Raw genomic sequence first — 16,559 nt, forward strand, 5'->3', positions numbered from 1 at the left:
CTCAGGCCCTCTCCGGTTCCCTCAGACGGACAACCGCGCCGCGAGGTCCCGGAGCCGTGCCGCGGCCTCGGCCGCCTGGTCGCCGGTGATCGCCGCACCCGGCATCCGGCTCAGCCGCTCGACCTGGCCGGCGAGGCGCAGGTACTCCCGGTGGGCGTGTTCCCCGCCTCTCTCCGCGCCCCCACGCCCCCGAGCACCCGTGCCCCGTGCGGCTGAGAACCAGCGTAGTGCGGTACTCGCCGTGCGCGGCGGGACGAACGTACGACCGGACGAACGTACGGCAGGACGGCAATGGTCGCGTGCCGTGTGTGGTCCGGGCGTGCCGTCCGGCGCCCGGGCTCCGCGGCGTCAGGCCGACTGTTCGGCCCGGTCGCGCAGGGCCTGTTCGACGGCCTCCTGTACGCGGGCGTCCTCGCGGGACTTGCGGCGGGCCCGGTTGCGGCGGCGCAGGACGTACGTGGCCACGGCGGCGGCCGCGACGAGGGCGAGGAGCAGCAGGAGGGCCCACGGCACCGCCCAGCCGGTGGTGGTGGCGCGGACCGGCTTCAGGGAGGTCTCGGAGCCGGCCGCGTCGGTGATGACGGGGGTGACCGTCGCCTCGGCGGTGAGGCGGAAGGCCGGGGTGACGTCGTGCACCGGGATCCGCACCTTCCACTTCTCTCCGGGGAGCAGCTCCGGCGGGGCGGCGATCTTGCCGGCGTCGGTGCTCAGCCATCCGAAGGGGCCGGTGAGGGTGACGTTCTGGGTGCCGGACAGGAGGGCGTTGCCGGTGTTGTGGAGGGTGTAGGTGACGGTGGCGTCGCCCCGGCCGAAGGGGTTGGCGGTGCCGCCGTAGTCGACGTGCAGGTCCTCGACGGCGAGCGTGGGCTTCAGGGCGCCGCTCACCCGCAGCTTGACGCGGATGCCGAGGCGGCGGTCGACGGCGATGCCCTCGGTGTCGCCGGGCTGCCGCAGGGAGGTGAGGATGCCGCCGACGTAGTCGCCGGGGGTGGCGTTGTCGGGGACGGCGACGGTGAAGGGGATCTCGGCGGTCTTGCCCGGGGCGACCTTGACGGTGTCGCGGCCGGCCTTCAGCCAGGTGCCGACGCCGGTGGACTTCTCGCCGTGGGTGAGGAGGTCGAGTTGGCCCTTCTCGGTGGTGTAGCCGTCGGCGGCGTAGACCGCGAGGGTGAGGTCGGTCTTGCCGCGGTTGGCGACGACCATGGCGTCCTCGACCTCGCCGCCGGGGTTGACGCCGTAGCTGAAGCTGGAGCGGTCGTCGCCGTAGGAGTTGGAGGCCGTCCGCACGGTCCAGGTGACCTCGCCGTCGGCCGCGCGGGCGGGGGCGGGGGTGAGACCGGTGAACGCCAGGGCCGCCAGGAGGGCCGGCAGCAGGACCAGCAGCAAGGTCGTGGCCGGGGGGCGGCGGTGGGGTGCGCGGGTGTGCATGTCGGGGTTCTCCTGGAGGGGGCGGGGCGGGCGGCCCGGTCGGCCGGTCCCGCCCCGCCGGGGTGACGGGAGTCGGGTCAGCTGCTCAGCGCGGTGATGGTGAGGGTCGCGCGGTAACCGCCCTTGCCGACGGTGTCCGGGATCTTGAGGTCGAGGCCGGCGCCCAGCTTGGCCTTGCCGCGGGCGTGGCCCTGCTCGGCGGAGCCCAGACCGCGGGAGACGGACAGGCCCTTGCCCTCGTCGTCGTAGCCGGAGGCCACGGACGCGCCCGCCTTGGCACCGGCGCCCGGGTCGAGGACGTACGGCGACCAGCCCAGGTAGGAGCCGGAGAACGTCTTGTCGGCGTCCTTGAAGTCGCTCACGTTGGCCGACACCGACCACGGGGAGAGCGAGCGGCGGGTGTCGGAGACGACGATCGGGTTGATCTTGCCGTTGGCGGTGAAGTGGTCGCCGCCGGCCTCCTTGGCGGTGCCCAGGTCGACCAGGCCGTTGTAGCCGTCGATGGTCCAGCCGAACTCGCCCGGCGCCGGCTCGGGCACGTCGACCTGGAGCTGCTGGCCGTCACCGTGGTGCGGGTGGATGGTGAACTTGTCGACGACCGAGCCGACCGGCTGGTCCTTGCTGGTGTTGTTGCACCAGTTGCCGTTCTCGACGGAGGCGTTGGGGGCCGCGCAGGTGCCGCTGCGGAGGTTCTCCACGACGAGCTTGTCGTTCTTGACCTGGACCTTCATGTAGGAGCGGACGTGCTCCTGGTTCTGCACCGAGTTGTACCAGTAGCGGTCCGGGTCGCTGGGGTCCGCGCCGTTGCCCGAGCCGCTGGTGCCGCTGTCGTCGGGCTTGGTGATGTCGTAGTACTTCGAGCCGGAGGCCGAGTTGGCGGTGACGTAGAGGACGCCGCCGGGGCCCGGGTAGATGTCGCCCTGGCCGGGCTTCTCGTCCGGGTTCGCCCTCTCGCCGTTCTTGATCTCGTAGCTGCGGGAGTAGCTGTGGTCGTGGCCCTGGAGGACCACGTCGACGCCCAGCTTCGAGATGGTGGCCGGCAGGTCGGCCCGGCGCGCCTTGTTGTCCTTGTCCTTGGCGTGCGAGGCGGGCGAGTAGATCGAGTGGTGGAAGACGAGCACCTTCCACTTCGCCTCGTCGCCGTGCTGGTTGACGACGTCGGAGATGTACTTGGCGTGCGCCGCGTCACCGCCGCCGCCCTGCGAGGTGGCGTAGCTGTTGCTGTTGATGTCGATGAACAGCACATCCTTGTAGATGTACCAGTAGTTGCCGCCGGACGTGTTGGAGTCCGGGTCGCCGTTGGCGTAGTACTCGCCGGAGCGGTCCGTGTTCGGCATGGCGAAGTGCTGCTCGTACGCCTTGCTGCCGACGTCGTGGTTGCCGATGGTGGCGGCGACCGGGTACTGGCGGAGCTGGTCGGGGGCGAGGAAGCCGTCCCACTGGGTCTCGTTGCCGGCGCTCTCGACCTGGTCGCCCGCGGAGACGAGGAGTTCGGCGTCCGGGTTCGCCTTGTAGGCGACGTCCAGGGTGTCCTTCCAGCCGGCGGTGTCCTTGGCAACGTTGCCGGAGGACCCGATCTGCGGGTCGCCGAAGAAGAGGAAGTCGTACTCGCCCTCGAAGTCCTGCGTCCGGAAGGCGTACGTGGACGACCAGTTGCCCTCGCTGCCGACCCGGTAGGAGTAGGCGGTGTTCTCCTTGAGGCCGGTGATGGTGGCGTTGCGGTGGTGGCCGCCGTTCACCGTGTTCGCGGCGCCCAGGGCGTCGAAGGTGGCCGCGTCGGCGGGGAAGGCGCCGCCGGTCAGCCGGGCGGTGGGGGCGACCTGGATCTTCTGGGCGGTGTCGGCGGAGGAGTACCAGCTGACGGTGCGCTGGGTCTCGTTGGCGCCGACGCCGAGGACGATGCCGGTCAGGGTGGCGGACTCGGCCGCGGCCGCGGGAACCGTGAGTGCGCCGCCCAGGGACACGGTGAGTCCGAGGACGGCCGCGGTGGCGCCGGTGGCCATGCGGCGACGCACGGACCGGCCGGCCCGTGCTGAGGATATGGATCTCATGAAGTGTCGTTTCTTCCGCTCTTCCGTGCACTTGTGTGCGTGCTGTGGAGATCGTCAAGCTCTCCGGGAGAGGTGAAGACCGGGCGAACGCGGCCTTGGAGATGGTTGAACATCGGAGCTTGTCCTGGTCGCGGGCGCGGCTCCGGGGCCCGCGGTGAACCGGAGGGGACCGGCCGGCGAACCGTGTACGAACATGTGGGCGTTCGGGGGTCCGGCGTTGGAGATGCGCGGAACCGGCGGCGCAGGATGAGCAGCGCCGGGGCACAGCGCCCCCGTACCGCTTCCACCGTCTACCGCTGCCACCACACCTCCGGAGGGACGATCCCTTGCGCCGCCCGTACCTGGCCGCCGCCGCCCTGACCGCGGCCGCCGTTCTGCTCACCGGATGCGGCTCGGGCGACGACGGGTCGCCGTCGCGTCCGGCACCCTCCGCCGTGGGCCGGCTGGGGGCGGGGTTCGTCGCCCCGGGGACCACCCCCGCGCCGGAGTCCACCATCACGCCGCAGCCGGGTTCCTGGGACGGCGTGCGGCCCTCCGACGGGTACCGCGTGACCCTGGTGACGGCGGGCGACGCGCGGCCCACCCGGACGGTGGTGGCGGCGGTCGAGGAGTGGGCCGAGGAGCAGGACGTCGACCTGGAGACCGTGACCGCGGCCGGCGCCTCCGACCTCGTACCGGCCCTCACGCGGGCCATGGACACGGACGCCGACCTGATCGTCAGCGCCGGCGACGACCTCGTCGACCCGCTCGTCAACGTCACCCCGAACCATCTCGACCAGCAGTTCCTCGTCGTCGGCGCGGAGTTGGCCGAGCCCACGGAGAACGTCACGGCCGTCGACTGGACCGGCGCCTCCTTCCGCGGCGAGGGCCTCGGCACGCCCTCCGCCTACGACGCCGCGTCCTTCACCCCGGAGCGCTGCGCGGCGGCGGTACGGGCGGGGACGGCGGCGGTGCTGTCGGGGCGGACGGGGATCGTGGTGTGGATGGACGACTTCTAGCCGGCCGGGGCCGGCTCTCCGGCCGCCTGCCGCCTGCGTCCTGCCGCGTCCCGCCGACTGGGCAGCGGGAAGCGGGGGAGCTTCGCACCCGGCGTGTTCCGCGGTGTCCGCCGGGAGTTTCCCTGCCGCGCCCCTGGTGTTGATCATGCCTGGCTACCTTCGCCTCGCCCGGTCCGGCAGCAGGAGAGGTAATTTCCATGAGCGCCCCTGTCCACCGCACCCCCGAGCGCCCCTCCGCGGTCGCCCTGACGTCGGCCCGGGAGCGCCGGGAGGGGAGCCGGACCGGGAGCCCGTCCAGAAACCCGGCGGAGCACGTCCTCCTCGGACTCCAGGCCAAGGCCGGCAACCGGGCCGCGACCGCGGCGGTGCAGCGTGCCCGGGGCCAGGGCACGGGGAAGGCAGCGGACAAGGCGGCGGACAGGGCGCCGGACAAGGGGAAGGCGCCGGAGAACGGCGGCGGATCCGCCGGGGCGAAGACGAAGTCGAAGAAGAACTACCGCGACCGGATCTCCGGGCTCCTCGACCGGCTCAAGAAGAACCTGGACACCATCGACACCTGGGTCAAGGGCGTGCAGACCCCCGGCAACGCCGGCATGACCCAGCAGGCCTCCGCCTCCGGCGACGCGGTCCTCAAGGACTCCGCCGCCGTCTCCGGGACCTCGGCCGCGGGAATGAACCTCGCCACGGAGCTTCCCGGCACCGCGGTCAACGCCCTCGACTGGCACAAGTCCAGGAAGGCGGCCCAGGCGAACCCGACCGGGGTCAAGCACCACACGAACGCCCGGAGGGCCGACGTCAAGGGGGCCGACACGGTCGTCGGTGCCGCGAGTTCGGGGAACTACGCCGCCGCCATCGCCAAGGAGGCGACCAAGGTGCAGCACGCCGCGGACGCCGCCATGGCGGCCGAGGCGAGCGGTGTCACCAGCACCGCCGTCGGCATGGCGAAGGGCATCCGCTCGGGTTTCCGCATCGGCGGAGCGATCGGCAAGCTGAAGAAGGTGAAGGCTATGGGCGACCCCGAGGTCGTCCACGCGGAGTCCCTGGCCGAGCTGGACAGACAGCGGATCGAGGCCAACTGGGCGGCGGCGCGGGCCTACGTCAGCCTGGACTCGTACTGGCGCGAGGACAACCCCGACGGACTGACCGGTGTCTCCGACGCCCTCGACGGCGCCGCGGAGGCCATGAGCGGCGCCCGTGAAGCCGCCCAGACCTACGACCAGGCCGGCAAGAACGTGCAGCGGCTGGGCTCCGCCCAGAAGTTCGTGAAGCAGAAGCAGATCAACAAGATCGCCAAGGAGTCGGCCGGCGGCGCGCTGAGCGAGCCCCTCAAGGCCGGAGCGGGCGCCGTGACGCTGGCGAACGCCGTGATGGCGGGCAGCGTACTGGCGAGCAACCCGGTCGGCTGGGGCCTCGCCGGGGCCGGCGGCGGTCTGATCCTCGGCGTCACCCTGTACAAGGCGCTGCGCGCCGTCACGAAGCGCTACGAGGAGGCCCACCACCCCGAGCGCTGGGCACTGGAGGGCGAGACCCCGGAGGCCAGGTCCCGCAGCGAATCGCTGGGGCACGCCCTGAAGTTCTGGCAGAAGGTGTCGAAGGGCGAGCGCCGGTTCGTCGCACACGAGATCTACTCGCTGGCGGCGGGCCCCGACATCCCGGGGAGCGGCAAGAACACGGAGGAGATGCGGCAGTCCGGCATGTCCCTGCTCATCGCCCTGAAGGCGGGACCCAAGCAGCACAAGGTGGACGACGCGAAGTGGGTGGAGAGCCTCAACGACCCCAAGCAGAAGGACGCCTGGATCAAGGAGATCACCGAGCTGCTGGCCTCGGGGTGACGGGGCGGGGGCACCGCCACCCCGGCCGGATCAGGCGGCGGACGTCCGTTCGCGCAGTGCGTCCCGCAGGACGTCCCGCACACCGGCCGGCTCGCGGCCCAGCAACCGGGCCAGCGTCGGGTCGGTCACCGAGAACTCCCCCGCGCGGGCGGCCGCGAAGATGCCCAGGACCTGGTCGGCGTAGATCTCGGGGACGCCGTGGCCGACCAGCTGGTCCCGGAAGGCGCCGTCCGGTGCGGTGGTCCTGGTGAAGGTGCGGCCCGTCAGCTCCGTGGCGATCTCCGCGATGTCGTCGAAGGCGAGGGCGCTCGACGCGGTGAGGGGCGGGGTGGGGCCCTCGAAGCGGCCCTCGTCGGCCAGGACGGCGGCGGTCGCCTCGGCGAGGTCGGCGTGCGCGGTCCAGGCGACCGGCCCGTCCGCGGGGAGCACGATCTCGCCGTTCGGCAGGGCGCGGTCGAGGAAGTTCACCGCGCTGGCGGCGTAGAAGCCGTTGCGCAGTGAGGTGTGGGGGACTCCGCTGTCGCGCAGGATCGCCTCGGTGGCCGCGTGGTCGCGGCACGCCTGGAAGTGCGACGCCTCGCCGGCCCCCATCTGGCTGGTGTAGAGGATGCGGCGGGCCCCCGCCGCGACGGCCGCCCCGATCGCGGTGCGGTGCAGGTCGACGCACTCCTGGCCCATCCTGTCCGCCGATACGACAAGGATCTGGGAGGCGCCCTCGAAGGCGTGGGCGAGGCTCCCGGCGTCCGTGAAGCTGCCCTGCCGCACTCGTACGCCACGGTCGGCGAAGGCCCGCGCCCGCGGCTTCTGCGGGTCGCGGACGCTGACGCCGACCCGGTCGGCCGGGACGCGGGTGAGCAGGTGCTCGACGATCTGCTGCCCCAGCTTTCCGGTGGCTCCGGTCACGATGATCATGTTCTGCTCCAGTACTCGGGGATCTAGTGGCTCGGTGGTCTGTTGCTCAGTGGCCTGATGCTCAGTGGCCTGGTGCTCAGAGGTCCGTACTCAGCGGTCTTTCGCCCAAGCGGTCTGCCGCTCGGAGAGCTGTCGCCCAGGCGTCTGTTTCCACTGGTCCGGACGGACCGTTTCCAGTGGAGTTTCCAGCGGAAACACTTACACGGTAACACCGATAATTCCGACGAACACAAGAACGCGATATCGTCGATACATGCCATCTCGTTCCGACCAGACCCGGCAGCGGGTCATCGAGGCCGCCATCGGCCTGCTGGCGCGCGGGGGGCGCGACGCGGTCACCACGCGTGCGGTCGCCGAGGCGGCAGGGCTCCAGCCGCCCGCGATCTACCGGCTCTTCGGCGACAAGGAAGGGCTGCTGGACGCGGTGGCCGAACACGGCTTCGCGACCTTCCTCGCCTCCAAGCGCGTCGACCCCGACCCGCCGGACCCCATCGCCGACCTGCGGGCGGGCTGGGACGTCGCCGTCGAGTTCGGGCTGGCCCATCCCGCGCTGTACACGCTGATGTACACCGAACCCACCAGGACGGAGTCGGCCGCCTTCCGGACCGGCATGGGGGTCCTGATGGGCCGGATCCGGCGCCTGGCCGCCGGCGGCTGGCTCCGCGTGGGCGAGGAACTCGCGGCCCAGATCATCCACGCCACGGCGCGCGGCGCGGTGCTCACCTGGCTGTCGCTGCCCGAAGAGCGGCGTGATCCGGCCCTGTTCGCCACCCTGCGGGAGTCCATGGTCGCCGCCGTCACCGTCGAACAGCCGGCCGTACGCGACTCCGGTCCGGCCGGGGCGGCCCGCGCCCTGCGCGCCGCCCTTCCCGAGCAGTCACCGCTCAGCGACGCGGAACAGCGACTGCTGACGGAGTGGCTGGGGCGTCTCGCCGACGGCGGCTGATCACACACGCGGTCGTTCCTCGCACCCGCGATCGGACCTGGCGCGGGCGGATTCCCCCTTTGTCCGCGCCGCCTAGCAGGCTGTCGCCCGGAAGGCCAACGCCCTTTTCAGCCATCGGGGTTCTGCCGCCATCCGGGTATTTTTCGCGCCATTCCGCTTGCGGTTCCGCCGCATGGTCACGAGGCTGACACGACGAGTGAGCACAAGGGGTATGGTCCGTTCCCGTACGCCGAACGCCGGTCGCGGATACGGGAGTTCGGGGCGGCTTGGGCTGCGCGGTCCTGCGCCGCTTCGAGTCCGCGTCGTCGTCACCCCTGCTCGCACAGGCCCTCGCGTGTCCTTGGAGTTCCATGTCGTGCGCCCTCACCGCCGTCCGCGTCGCCGGTCCCGCGGCACGTGGCGGCCCCCGTAGACACCGGTCCGCTCCGGCCTGTTGAGAGCCCCCGCCGGGCCGGGCGCCACCCGCCCCTCGCGCCGCCCCGCCTCGGCCGCCTCCCCCACACCGACGGCTTCCGATCCGTGAGGACCTGATGACTGAACTGATTCTGACCGTCACCGCGTTGCTGGCGGTGGCCGCGGTCGGGGCCGCCTGGCGATTCAGGCGCACGGGCGACCAGGCCCGGCGCCGGGCCGACCAGCTGCGCGAGCACGCCGACCGGCTCACCCTGCAACTCGTCGCGGCCGAGCAGTGCGTGGGGCACCTGTCCGCCACCGTGATCCCGGCCACCGCGAAGGGCGGGCAGGGCGGCGCGGCCCCCGAGGCCGGGCTCATGGTGCCGGCCGCGCTCGACGGGACACCGCTGGCCGAGCGGCTGCGTGCCGTGCCCGCCACCGTGGCCTCGGCGGTGGACGCCGTACGGACTCAGGAGCGGGCGGCCGCCGACCGGGTCGCGGCGAACACCGCCGACCAGGTGCGGCAGGACGCCGAGCAGCAGGTCGCGCAGGTGCGGCAGGACACCGAACGGCAGATCGAGCAGGTCCGCCAGGAGTCCGTCGGCGTGGCACGGGCCGCCGTACGCGGCTTCGCCAACAACGTCGTGGCGCGTTCGGCACGGCTCGGCCGGACCGTCAGCCAGGGCGTACGGCGGCACATCTCCGACGAGGCGTACGCGACGCTGGTGGAGATCGACCACCTCGCGCAGCAGATGCTGCTCACCGCGTCGGGATACGCCGTGCTCGCCGGGGACAAGCTGTCGCGGCGCTGGCCCGCCACCACGCTGACCGACATCGTGCGCGCGGCCATGGGCCGGATCGAGGGGTACGAGCGGATCAAGCACCCCGAGATGGGTGCCGTGGTCGTCGAGGGGCGCGCGGTGGAGGGCGTCGTGCACGCGGTCGCCGTACTGCTGGACAACGCGCTGCGGTACTCGCCGCCGGCCGCCAGTGTCCACGTCTCGCTCGAACAGGGGCACCACGCCTGCTTCCTGATCGTGGACGACGCCGGGCTGCGCATGGACGACGAGCGGCTGCTGTGGGCCAGCGACGTGATGTCCGGCGAGCAGCGGGACGACATCACCCGCCTCGGCGCGCACCCCCAGACCGGGCTGCGCGTGGCCTCCCTGCTGGCGGAGAGTTACGGCTTCCGTGTCGAGCTGACCGCGCCGAACATCTACCAGGGAACCCGGGCCATGGTCGTCCTGCCGAAGAACCTGCTCGTCGACCCTTCGGCGGCCCACCCCGCGGTCCACGCGGCCGACCGGCCCGCCGTCGCGTCCTCCGGCGCGTCCTCCGTCACGCCGGACGGCGCCCCCGCCGGCATCGTCCCCGCACCGTCGGCACCGGTCGACGAGCCGGCCCCGCCGGTACCCGCACCCGCCCCGGCGGCGCAGTCCTCGGCCCCCTTCGCGGCGGAGCCCGCGGCCGCCGGTCCCGCACCGGAGGCCGTAGCCGGGCCCGTGGAGGAGCAGGAACCGGCACACGAGCGCCCCGGGTTCACACGGGAACCGGCCTCGGCCTACGAGCGTCCGGAGTTCACACGGGAACCGGCCTACGAGCGCGCGGAGTCCGCACAGGAGTCGGCGCACCGGCAGCCGGAGCACGAACGGGACCACGGCTACGAGTCCGTCCACGGGCCGGCCGACGCACACCCCGCCCCGGCCACGGCACCGACCGCTTCCGCCTCCGCGTCCGCCTCCACCGAGCCCGCACCCGGGCCCGCCACCCCCGGGGCCGGCACCTCCGCGGCCACCGGCCCCGCGGCCACCACCGCCAGCGGTCTGACCGTCCGCAGGCGCTCCACCGCCCCCGCACCCGCGCGCCGACCCGCCGCGCCCGACGCCACCGAGCCCGGCCGGCCCGCCGTCGCCGCGGCCTGGGCGGCGGGGACGCGGCGCGGCCGGCAGGGGGACGCCACCGGGCCCGCCGGCACCGACGCCACGCACACCGCCGGCCGCGACGCCGCTCACGACGAAGGACACTGACCGTGCAAGACACACACACCAACAGCCTCGGCTGGCTGCTCGACCAGGAACTCGGCACCGTCGAGGGCGTCCGCTACGCCGTGCTGATGAGCAGCGACGGCCTGCTGAAGGCCCGCACCGAGACGATCGGCCAGGACGACGGGGAGAAGTTCGCCGCGCTGACGGCGGCGCTGCGGGCGGCGGGCAAGGCCTGGGACGAGTTCACCGGCGGGGCGGGCATGCGACAGCTGCTGATCGAGTCGGTCGGCTGCATCGGCCTGACCACCACCGCCGCGAAGAACACCATGCTGTCGGTGTGCACCACCGGACCCGACGCCGACGTCGGCCTGATCTCCCACCACATGGTGCGGCTCGCCACCCGGGTCGGACACGAACTGGCCACGGAGGAGCGCGTCCCGGTCACGGACGGCGGCTCACCGGTATGAGCGGGCCGCGGCGCGACCCCGACATGGTCCGGCCCTACGTCCGTACTCAGGGCCGGATCCGCGCACGCGACGACGTGCGCCTGGAGAGCGTGGTCATCGCCGCGACCGGCCCCACGGACACCCTCCCCCCGGACGCCCGCCGGGTGATGCGGCTCTTCGCCGGCGCGGACGGCGGCCTGGCCGTCGCCGACATCGCCGCCGCGCTGGAACTGCCGCCCTCCACGGTGCGCATCCTCGTCTCCTCGCTGATGGACTCCGGCCACCTCACGAGCCCCGTCCCCGCCGCCGAGGACCAGCCCGACTTCGACCTGCTCCAGGAGGTACTCCGTGGACTCCGCTCCATGGTCTGACCGGTCCGACCCGTCCGTCACCTACGTCCCGGCCACGGTGACCCGGTCGGCCAAGATCGTGGTCGCGGGCGGCTTCGGCGTCGGCAAGACGACACTGATCGGCAGCGTCTCGGAGGTACGGCCGCTGCGGATGGAGGAGCCGATCACGCAGGCCAGCGCCGGTGTCGACGACCTGCGCCGCGCCCCGTACAAGACGACGACCACCGTGGCGATGGACTTCGGCCGCATCCACATGGCGGGCGGCCGGATCGCGCTGTACCTGTTCGGGCTGCCGGGGCAGTCCCGTTTCCAGCCGCTGTGGGAGGACCTGGCCGAGGGCGCCCTCGGCTGCCTCGTGCTGGCCGACACCCGCGACCTCGACGCCTCCCACGACGCCCTCGGCCTGCTGGACGGCGCGCGCATCCCGTACGCCGTCGCCATCAACACCTTCCCCGGCGCCCCGGGTTACCCCGAGGAAGAGCTGCGCGAGGCGCTCGCCCTCGACCCCGGCACCCCCCTGACGGTCTGCGACGCCCGCGACCGCACGTCCTCCCTGCACGCCCTGATCACGCTCACGGAGTACCTCTCCGAGCACCGTTCAGCCGCCCTCATGGAGTCCCGCCGATGACGTTGCCCCCCGCCGAGTCCGCGCCGACCGCGCCGACCGCTCCGACGGGCCGGTTCGCCCTGTACGCCCCGGAGTTCGCCGCCGACCCGCACGCCGCCTACCGGTACCTGCGGCGCACCCACGGCCCGCTGGTCCCCGTCGACCTCGCGCCGGGAGTCCCGGCGACCCTGGTGATCGGCTACTACCAGGCACGCCGCATCCTCAACGACCCGCTGCACTTCCCGGCCGACCCGCGCGCCTGGGAGAAACTGATCCCGGCCACCTGCCCGGTGCGGCCGATGATGGAGTGGCGGCCCAACGCGCTGCGCTCCGGCGGCGCCGAACACGCCCGCTACCGCGGCGCGAACGTCCACGCCCTCGACCGGGTCGACCAGCACGGGCTGCGGGCGCTGGTGGAGAAGGTCGCCGACGGTGCCATCGACGGGTTCCGCGCCGCCGGATCGGCCGACCTGCTCACGCAGTACTCCTTCCCCATCGCCTTCAGCGTGCTCAGCGCACTGCTCGGCTGCCCGGACGAGATCGGGCAGCGCATCGCCGACGGCATGGCGAAGATCTTCGACACGACCAACGCCGGGGAGGGCAACCGGATCCTCTCCCAGGCCGTGTCCGACCTCGTGGCGCTGCGCCGGCTCCACCCCGGCGACGACATCACGTCCCGGCTGGCCCAGCACCCCGCCGACCTGACCGACGAGGAGATGGGCCAGCAGCTCGTCACGCTCTACGGCGCCGGGATCGAGCCGCTGACCAACCTGATCAGCAACACGATCCTGAAGATCCTCACCGACGAGGAGTTCTCCGCGGACCTGCACGCCGGTCTCTCCACCGTGCGCGACGCGCTCGACGCGGTCCTCTACACCGACCCGCCGATGATGAACTACTGCATCTCCTACCCGCCGTACCCCGTCGACGTGGAGGGCGTGCTGCTGCCGGCCGACCAGCCGGTGGTGATCTCCATGTCGGCCGCCAACAACGACCCGGCGCTCACCGAGGGCATGCCCGCGGGCAGCCACGCCGGCAACCGCGCCCACCTGGCCTGGAGCACCGGCCCGCACACCTGCCCGGCCCGCTCGCACGCCTACCTCATCGCGGAGACCGCGGTCACCCACCTGCTGGACGCGCTGCCGCGGACCGACCTGGCCCGTCCCCTCGCCGAACTCACGTGGCGCCCCGGGCCGTTCCACCGGGCCCTGGAGTCCCTGCCCGTCACGTTCCCCGCCGTGCACCGAGACGCACACCAAGCCGCACACCAAGGAGCCAGGCCATGACGACGCAGCAGCAGCCCGTCCTCGTCCTCGACCCCTCCGGCGCCGGACACCACGCCGAGCACCGTGCCCTGCGCGAGGGCGGCGCGGCCACGCGCGTGGACGTCCTCGGCGTGCAGGCCTGGTCGGTCAGTGACCCCGCGTTCCTCAAACAGCTCCTCACCAGCCCCGACGTCTCCAAGGACGCGCGGGCGCACTGGCCGGCCTTCGGCGAGGTCGTCGCCACCTGGCCGCTGGCCCTGTGGGTGGCGGTGGAGAACATGTTCACCGCGTACGGGGCGAACCACCGCAAGCTGCGCCGGCTGGTGGCACCCGCCTTCAGCGCCCGGCGAATAGAGGCGATGCGGCCCGCCGTCGAGGCGATCGTGACCCGGCTCGTCGACCGCATCGCCGCCCTGCCCGCGGGCACGGCCGTCGACCTGCGCCAGGAGCTGGCCTACCCACTGCCCATCGCGGTGATCGGCCACCTCATGGGGGTGCCGGAGGACCGCCGCGACGGCTTCCGGGCCCTGGTCGACGGCGTCTTCGACACCACGCTGAGCCAGGCCGAGGCGCAGGCCAACACCGCCCGCCTGTACGGGGTCCTGGACCAGCTCATCGCCGCCAAGCGCGAGACCCCCGGCGACGACATGACGTCCCTGCTCATCGCCGCGCGCGACGACGAGGGGGACGGCGAGCGCCTGTCGCCCGAGGAACTGCGCGACACGCTGCTGCTGATGATCAGCGCCGGGTACGAGACCACCGTCAACGTCATCGACCAGGCCGTGCACACCCTGCTGACCCGCCCCGACCAGCTCGCCCTGGTCCGCAAGGGCGAGGTCACCTGGGGCGACGTCGTCGAGGAGACGCTGCGCCACGAGCCTGCGGTCAAGCACCTGCCGCTGCGGTACGCCGTCACGGACATCCCCCTGCCCGACGGGCGCACCATCGCCCGCGGGGAGGCCATCCTCGCCTCGTACGCCGCGGCCAACCGGCACCCGGACTGGCACCGGGACGCCGACACCTTCGACGCGACGCGCACGGTCAAGGAGCACCTGGCCTTCGGCCACGGCGTCCACTTCTGCCTGGGCGCGCCGCTGGCCCGCATGGAGGTCGTGCTCGCGCTGCGGAGCCTGTTCGAACGCTTCCCGGACATCCGGCTCGCCGACCCGGAGCGGGAGCTGCCGCCGGTGCCGTCGCTGATCAGCAACGGCCACCAGCGGCTCCCGGTCCTGCTGCACGCCGGCTGACCGGCGGGGGGTGGGGCCGGGAGCGCGGTCCCGTCCCCGGCCGGAAGCCGGGGGGGTGTCAGCCGAACATTCCCGGCTCGTAGCCGCCCGCCGGCTGCCGGGTGATGACGTTCAGGCGGTTGTAGGTGTTGATGACGGCGATCAGCCCCACCAGGGCGGTGAGCTGCTCCTCGTCGTAGTGCTCGGCGGCGTTCGCCCAGGCCTCGTCGGTGACGCCGCCGGGCGCGTCGGCGATCCGGGTGCCCTGCTCGGTCAGTTCGAGGGCGGCGCGCTCGGCGGCGGTGAAGACCGTGGCCTCCCGCCAGGCCGCGACCAGGTTCAGGCGCAGCGCGGTCTCCCCGGCCTTCGCGGCGTCCTTGGTGTGCATGTCGAGGCAGAAGCCGCAGCCGTTGATCTGGCTGGCGCGGATCTTGACCAGCTCCTGGGTCGCGGCCGGCAGTGTCGAGTCGCCCACGGCCTTGCCCGCCGAGTTGATGTGCCGCAGGACCTTGCCGGCGAGCGGGTCGGTGAACAGGTTCAGACGCGCTTCCATGGTGCTCTCCTCCGTTGTCGGCGTTTCGCTTTTCCGTTTTCCGTACACAGCTACGACGGAGCAGGGGGCAGCAGATGTGACAGGCCGCGACGCGCCACGCATGTGACCTGCGTCTCACCCGTTCGCAGGGGTCCGCTCCAGCAACCGGAGCAGCGCCGCCGTCACCTCTGCGGGGCGTTCGTCCATCACCCAGTGCCCGGTGCCGTCCAGCATCGTCAGCTCGGCGCCGGGCACGGCGGCGGCCAGTTCGGTCGCGATCTTCGGGCTCAGGTACGGGTCGGCGCGGCCCCAGACGACCGCCGTCGGGCAGGAGACGCCGGGCAGGCCGCGGCGCAGCCCGGGGCGGGGCGGGGTGCGGTAGTCGGCGAAGTAGTGCAGCAGCCAGCGGCGGCCCACGGACGTCGCCATCCAGTCGACGTAGCCGTCCAGGACCCGCGGTTCGAGCCGTCCCGCGCGCACCAGCGGCGCGAAGGCCCGGCGGTGCAGCGCGGCGTACGGCAGGTGTGCCGCGGGGCGGCGGAGCAGCGGGCTGCGTCCGGCGACGCCCATGAGGCTGAAGAGGGTGTACCAGCGGCGGGTGAAGGTGCCCTGGGCGCGGCTGTTGAGGACGGCCAGCCGCCGCACCCGCGCGGGCCGGGTCTCGGCGAGGCCGAGGGCGAGGAAGCCGCCGTAGTCGTGGCCGAACAGGTTGACCGAGTCCAGGCCCAGCGCGTCGAGGAGCCGGGCGAGCCGGGCGACCTCCGTGTCGTAGTCGAAGGCCAGGTGCAGGGGGCGGTCCGAGGCGCCCCAGCCGAGGAGGTCGGGGGCGACGACGCGGTGGCGGGCCGACAGGGGCGGGACCTGGTGGCGCCAGCAGTGGTGGTCGGCCGGGTAGCCGTGCAGGAGGACGACGGGCTCGGCGTCGGGCGGCCCGTACTCCCAGCAGGCCACGCGGGCCCCGTCCACGACGACCTGCCGGGGCCGGGCCCGGTCCGTGCCGGGGCTGTCCGTGCTCATCGGTCTCCCGCTTCCTCGCGTCCCGTCCGTTCCCCCGCCCCGTCCCCCACCCCAACCGGACGGGTACCCGGAACCGTCACGGCCGGGGCGCGGTGTTCGGCCGATCGGGTGGCTCCCGCGCACCGGTGGGGTGCGGTGGGGGCCCGTGAGGGGTGCTCACCCCGGCGCGTGCGCCGGGCGCGGCGAGGATTAGCCTCGGTACCGGCAATCGGTGCGCACGGCGTGTGCGCGGCAGGAGGCAGAGATGGCCAGGGTTCCCAGTGCGGCGATCGCCGCGGGTGGTCTCGTCGGCGGGTACGGCGTGGCCCGCTGGACGAAGAAGCGGCAGCTCGGCGGGGCCGTGCTCGCGGTGGCGGGGGCGGCCGCCGCGCAGCAGTGGCGGCGGCGGGCGGGCGGCCCGGCCGCGGGCGCGCTGACCGCCGCGTACGTCGCCGGGTTCGCCGGGTCCCACCCGCTGGCCAAGAAGGTGGGCGCCTGGCCCGCGGTCTTCGGCGTCGCCGGCGCGGTCGCGCTGGCCTCGTGGGCGGTCGCCGACCGACGGGCCTGAACCCTCCCGGGGCCCGACGCGCAC

General features: G+C 73.2%; 15 protein-coding genes. 10 read left to right on the forward strand and 5 right to left on the reverse strand.

From position 1 onward, the window contains the following. Positions 1-348 precede the first annotated feature (348 nt). Together HZS56_RS06420 and HZS56_RS06425 are read right to left on the reverse strand one after the other, a co-directional pair. Positions 349-1,428 carry a WxL protein peptidoglycan domain-containing protein gene (locus HZS56_RS06420; protein WP_216719719.1) on the reverse strand — a complete coding sequence of 360 codons (1,080 nt, stop codon included), beginning with the start codon at positions 1,426-1,428 and terminating at the stop codon, positions 349-351. A gap of 77 nt (positions 1,429-1,505) precedes the next feature. Beyond that, the gene (locus HZS56_RS06425; RefSeq protein ID WP_216719720.1) at positions 1,506-3,479 is read right to left on the reverse strand and encodes a purple acid phosphatase family protein; all 1,974 of its coding nucleotides are present in this window, start codon (positions 3,477-3,479) and stop codon (positions 1,506-1,508) included. Between the two features lie 326 nt (positions 3,480-3,805). On the opposite strand from HZS56_RS06425, the gene HZS56_RS06430 reads away from it, so the two are divergent. Both HZS56_RS06430 and HZS56_RS06435 read left to right on the forward strand, forming a co-directional pair. Continuing rightward, complete coding sequence (locus HZS56_RS06430; RefSeq protein WP_216719721.1) at positions 3,806-4,477, forward strand: type 1 periplasmic-binding domain-containing protein; 672 nt, start codon at positions 3,806-3,808, stop codon at positions 4,475-4,477. 197 nt (positions 4,478-4,674) lie between these two features. After that, entirely contained in the window at positions 4,675-6,309 is a 1,635-nt protein-coding gene (locus HZS56_RS06435) for a hypothetical protein (protein WP_216719722.1), read from the forward strand. Between the two features lie 30 nt (positions 6,310-6,339). Here the strand turns inward: HZS56_RS06435 and HZS56_RS06440 are convergent, their stop codons facing one another. Continuing rightward, a complete protein-coding gene (locus tag HZS56_RS06440; protein ID WP_216719723.1) occupies positions 6,340-7,221 on the reverse strand; it encodes an NmrA family NAD(P)-binding protein in 882 nt (293 codons plus the stop codon). Between the two features lie 253 nt (positions 7,222-7,474). Between HZS56_RS06440 and HZS56_RS06445 the strand changes: the two genes are divergently transcribed. The 7 genes from HZS56_RS06445 (at position 7,475) to HZS56_RS06475 (ending at position 14,460) form a co-directional block, all read left to right on the forward strand. Further along, on the forward strand, positions 7,475-8,167 hold the full coding sequence (locus HZS56_RS06445) for a TetR/AcrR family transcriptional regulator (RefSeq protein ID WP_216719724.1): 693 nt from the start codon (positions 7,475-7,477) through the stop codon (positions 8,165-8,167). A 530-nt stretch (positions 8,168-8,697) separates the two neighbouring features. Further along, entirely contained in the window at positions 8,698-10,587 is a 1,890-nt protein-coding gene (locus HZS56_RS06450) for an ATP-binding protein (protein WP_216719725.1), read from the forward strand. A 2-nt stretch (positions 10,588-10,589) separates the two neighbouring features. Continuing rightward, on the forward strand, positions 10,590-11,012 hold the full coding sequence (locus HZS56_RS06455; RefSeq protein ID WP_031038921.1) for a roadblock/LC7 domain-containing protein: 423 nt from the start codon (positions 10,590-10,592) through the stop codon (positions 11,010-11,012). Continuing rightward, entirely contained in the window at positions 11,009-11,362 is a 354-nt protein-coding gene (locus HZS56_RS06460; protein ID WP_216719726.1) for a DUF742 domain-containing protein, read from the forward strand. The genes HZS56_RS06455 and HZS56_RS06460 overlap by 4 nt, the downstream gene beginning before the upstream one ends. After that, positions 11,340-11,969, forward strand: a complete 630-nt coding sequence (locus tag HZS56_RS06465) for a GTP-binding protein (RefSeq protein WP_374201088.1) — start codon at positions 11,340-11,342, stop codon at positions 11,967-11,969. Before HZS56_RS06460 ends, HZS56_RS06465 begins: the two co-directional genes overlap by 23 nt. After that, on the forward strand, positions 11,966-13,234 hold the full coding sequence (locus HZS56_RS06470; protein WP_216719727.1) for a cytochrome P450: 1,269 nt from the start codon (positions 11,966-11,968) through the stop codon (positions 13,232-13,234). Before HZS56_RS06465 ends, HZS56_RS06470 begins: the two co-directional genes overlap by 4 nt. Beyond that, positions 13,231-14,460, forward strand: coding sequence for a cytochrome P450 family protein (locus HZS56_RS06475; protein WP_216719728.1), 1,230 nt, complete (start codon positions 13,231-13,233; stop codon positions 14,458-14,460). The genes HZS56_RS06470 and HZS56_RS06475 overlap by 4 nt, the downstream gene beginning before the upstream one ends. A gap of 58 nt (positions 14,461-14,518) precedes the next feature. On the opposite strand, the gene HZS56_RS06480 is transcribed toward HZS56_RS06475, so the two are convergent. Both HZS56_RS06480 and HZS56_RS06485 read right to left on the reverse strand, forming a co-directional pair. After that, the gene (locus HZS56_RS06480) at positions 14,519-14,992 is read right to left on the reverse strand and encodes a carboxymuconolactone decarboxylase family protein (RefSeq protein ID WP_216719729.1); all 474 of its coding nucleotides are present in this window, start codon (positions 14,990-14,992) and stop codon (positions 14,519-14,521) included. Between the two features lie 114 nt (positions 14,993-15,106). Beyond that, positions 15,107-15,988, reverse strand: coding sequence for an alpha/beta fold hydrolase (locus HZS56_RS06485; protein WP_216719730.1), 882 nt, complete (start codon positions 15,986-15,988; stop codon positions 15,107-15,109). A gap of 244 nt (positions 15,989-16,232) precedes the next feature. Here HZS56_RS06485 and HZS56_RS06490 point away from each other — a divergent pair, with 244 nt between their 5' ends. Continuing rightward, on the forward strand, positions 16,233-16,535 hold the full coding sequence (locus HZS56_RS06490; protein ID WP_216719731.1) for a hypothetical protein: 303 nt from the start codon (positions 16,233-16,235) through the stop codon (positions 16,533-16,535). Positions 16,536-16,559 lie beyond the last annotated feature (24 nt).

Source organism: Streptomyces mayonensis (assembly GCF_018982965.1).
Taxonomy (GTDB): Bacteria; Actinomycetota; Actinomycetes; order Streptomycetales; family Streptomycetaceae; genus Streptomyces; species Streptomyces mayonensis.

Excerpts from the sequence above, each read along its gene's own strand:
- HZS56_RS06420 (WP_216719719.1), bottom strand. The coding sequence starts at position 1,428 with ATGCACACCCGCGCACCCCACCGCCGCCCCCCGGCCACGACCTTGCTG.
- HZS56_RS06425 (WP_216719720.1), bottom strand. The coding sequence starts at position 3,479 with ATGAGATCCATATCCTCAGCACGGGCCGGCCGGTCCGTGCGTCGCCGC.
- HZS56_RS06435 (WP_216719722.1), top strand. The coding sequence starts at position 4,675 with ATGAGCGCCCCTGTCCACCGCACCCCCGAGCGCCCCTCCGCGGTCGCC.
- HZS56_RS06440 (WP_216719723.1), bottom strand. The coding sequence starts at position 7,221 with ATGATCATCGTGACCGGAGCCACCGGAAAGCTGGGGCAGCAGATCGTC.
- HZS56_RS06445 (WP_216719724.1), top strand. The coding sequence starts at position 7,475 with ATGCCATCTCGTTCCGACCAGACCCGGCAGCGGGTCATCGAGGCCGCC.
- HZS56_RS06450 (WP_216719725.1), top strand. The coding sequence starts at position 8,698 with ATGACTGAACTGATTCTGACCGTCACCGCGTTGCTGGCGGTGGCCGCG.
- HZS56_RS06460 (WP_216719726.1), top strand. The coding sequence starts at position 11,009 with ATGAGCGGGCCGCGGCGCGACCCCGACATGGTCCGGCCCTACGTCCGT.
- HZS56_RS06470 (WP_216719727.1), top strand. The coding sequence starts at position 11,966 with ATGACGTTGCCCCCCGCCGAGTCCGCGCCGACCGCGCCGACCGCTCCG.
- HZS56_RS06475 (WP_216719728.1), top strand. The coding sequence starts at position 13,231 with ATGACGACGCAGCAGCAGCCCGTCCTCGTCCTCGACCCCTCCGGCGCC.
- HZS56_RS06480 (WP_216719729.1), bottom strand. The coding sequence starts at position 14,992 with ATGGAAGCGCGTCTGAACCTGTTCACCGACCCGCTCGCCGGCAAGGTC.
- HZS56_RS06485 (WP_216719730.1), bottom strand. The coding sequence starts at position 15,988 with ATGAGCACGGACAGCCCCGGCACGGACCGGGCCCGGCCCCGGCAGGTC.
- HZS56_RS06490 (WP_216719731.1), top strand. The coding sequence starts at position 16,233 with ATGGCCAGGGTTCCCAGTGCGGCGATCGCCGCGGGTGGTCTCGTCGGC.